The following is a 1,640-nucleotide window of genomic DNA, read 5'->3' as shown; positions in this document are numbered from 1 at the left end:
CATTTATAAACCCATTTTCATCCGGTTCTAGTCCATGCAAGGAATGTTTCATATTTTTCATCATCGTATCATAATTTGCGAGAGTAGAATACCGCGACAAGGAGGAACGCATCTATCGGGTGGTTACCAACCGCTGGGACATTACAGCCGAACAAGTCGCCGAAATCTACAAGCAGCGCTGGCAAATCGAGCTTTTTTTCAAGTGGATCAAACAGCACTTAAAACTGGTCAAGCTCTTCAACTATAAGCCAGAAGCTGTCTGGAATCAGCTTTGGCTGGCAATGATCGCTTATGCGTTGAGTGAGATTATTAAAATCAAAACAAGGGTTAACAAAACAACATAGCAAGTGCTTCAACTTCTGCGTATTTATTGGTTTGAGTCATGGAAACAGTTTTTTGAGGCCCTTCATCGCGAGCCAACAAGGACTTCCAAGGACAGAAGGAAAAAGGGTAAGCCTGGACGGCCAAGGAAACACCCGAAAAAGCTCAAACCAGTGAAACTGATAGATGACAAGTGAGCAATGGCTAACTAAATAACTGGGTAACCATCGACGTCTTAGTTTAGTGCGGTCGTTTTTTTAGTTGCCTATCTATGACTGGCTTGCCTGCTATGTTGAATTTACTATTTTTTGTATCCGTTTTGAAAGGCTAGTGCAAAATACGGGGGTTAATCCGCTCTATAATTTGGTAAAACATCATATAATGCTTATAAGGATTACCTCTACTCTCTAAATAAAAAGCAGTTTATTCGGCACTCACCCCACTAAAAAAGCCTTAAAAGAAAATAAAACTCTTTTAAGGTTTCTCATTACTAGACGTTATTGATTTTGTTTTTATAAACTTTTAAAATTGTTGTGTTTAAATCACTGATTTCTGATAAATGCCATTCAAACGTCGTTAGAATTCTATGAAGTTCAAATAACATTTTCTCTATTTCTTCACCATCGTTCTTATCCAATGAACCAAAATTGTTTAATATAATATCTAAATCTCTAGTTAACACCCTAAAATCCTCAAGGTTCTCGTACTGTTCATCTAAATCTTCTTTATTTACAATATTAATACTTGAATTAAGTTTTTCTAGTATGTCCAATATTCCTTCTAACTTTTTATCCATATAAATTCCTCCACTATTATTTCCACCCCTTAACTACTCGTCCAAGTGCTTTCTTAGTCTTGTCGGGGTTTAAAGTACCATCTAAATTCAATACGTATTTCACATTCCCTGTCTTATCTATTACTTCTAAATGGTCTTTGTGTAATGCGTCAAGATAAACTCCATAACCCTTTTTCAGATATTGGTTATCAGTTTTCTTTTCTACCTTATAAATTGATTGTCCATCGTACTTTACTTTTGATTTTGATAAGGAATTACTTATTGATTTTCCAAATTCCATATCAAAAAACTCATTCATATTTGAAACAGGTTTAACAATACCCTTAGTACCATCCCCGAACGCCTTCCTAGCCGCCAGCTGAATCTGATCCTCCAGACGATTCATCACATTATAAGGAATGGGGCCAGCGGTAACAGTTCCTAAATATGGACTCAGTCCCTCAACCTTGGCAGTTATCTCACCAAATTTACCAACTTTCGTACCTAGATTGCCAATTTTGCTGATCCCTTTATCACCTAAAAC

The 1,640-nt window shown here is 36.6% G+C and carries 1 protein-coding gene and 2 pseudogenes; 1 reads left to right on the top strand and 2 read right to left on the bottom strand.

What is annotated here, in order from left to right:
• Nucleotides 1–104: 104 nt before the first annotated feature.
• Nucleotides 105–344, top strand: a pseudogene (locus tag B5V89_RS19120) (transposase); the annotation flags it as partial.
• Between the two features lie 467 nt (nt 345–811).
• On the opposite strand, the gene B5V89_RS19115 reads toward B5V89_RS19120, so the two are convergent.
• Together B5V89_RS19115 and B5V89_RS20530 are read right to left on the bottom strand one after the other, a co-directional pair.
• Nucleotides 812–1,117 carry a hypothetical protein gene (locus B5V89_RS19115; RefSeq protein ID WP_066235604.1) on the bottom strand — a complete coding sequence of 102 codons (306 nt, stop codon included), beginning with the start codon at nt 1,115–1,117 and terminating at the stop codon, nt 812–814.
• A gap of 16 nt (nt 1,118–1,133) precedes the next feature.
• Nucleotides 1,134–1,640 (bottom strand): annotated as a pseudogene (locus B5V89_RS20530) (DNA-binding protein); the annotation flags it as partial.

This window comes from Heyndrickxia sporothermodurans (assembly GCF_003055045.1).
In the GTDB taxonomy this organism is placed as follows: domain Bacteria; phylum Bacillota; class Bacilli; order Bacillales; family Bacillaceae_C; genus Heyndrickxia; species Heyndrickxia sporothermodurans.
The sequence above is the reverse complement of the archived record's forward strand: the minus strand, read 5'-3'. Positions and strand labels throughout refer to the sequence as shown.

Excerpts from the sequence above, each read along its gene's own strand:
- B5V89_RS19115 (WP_066235604.1), bottom strand. The coding sequence starts at position 1,117 with ATGGATAAAAAGTTAGAAGGAATATTGGACATACTAGAAAAACTTAAT.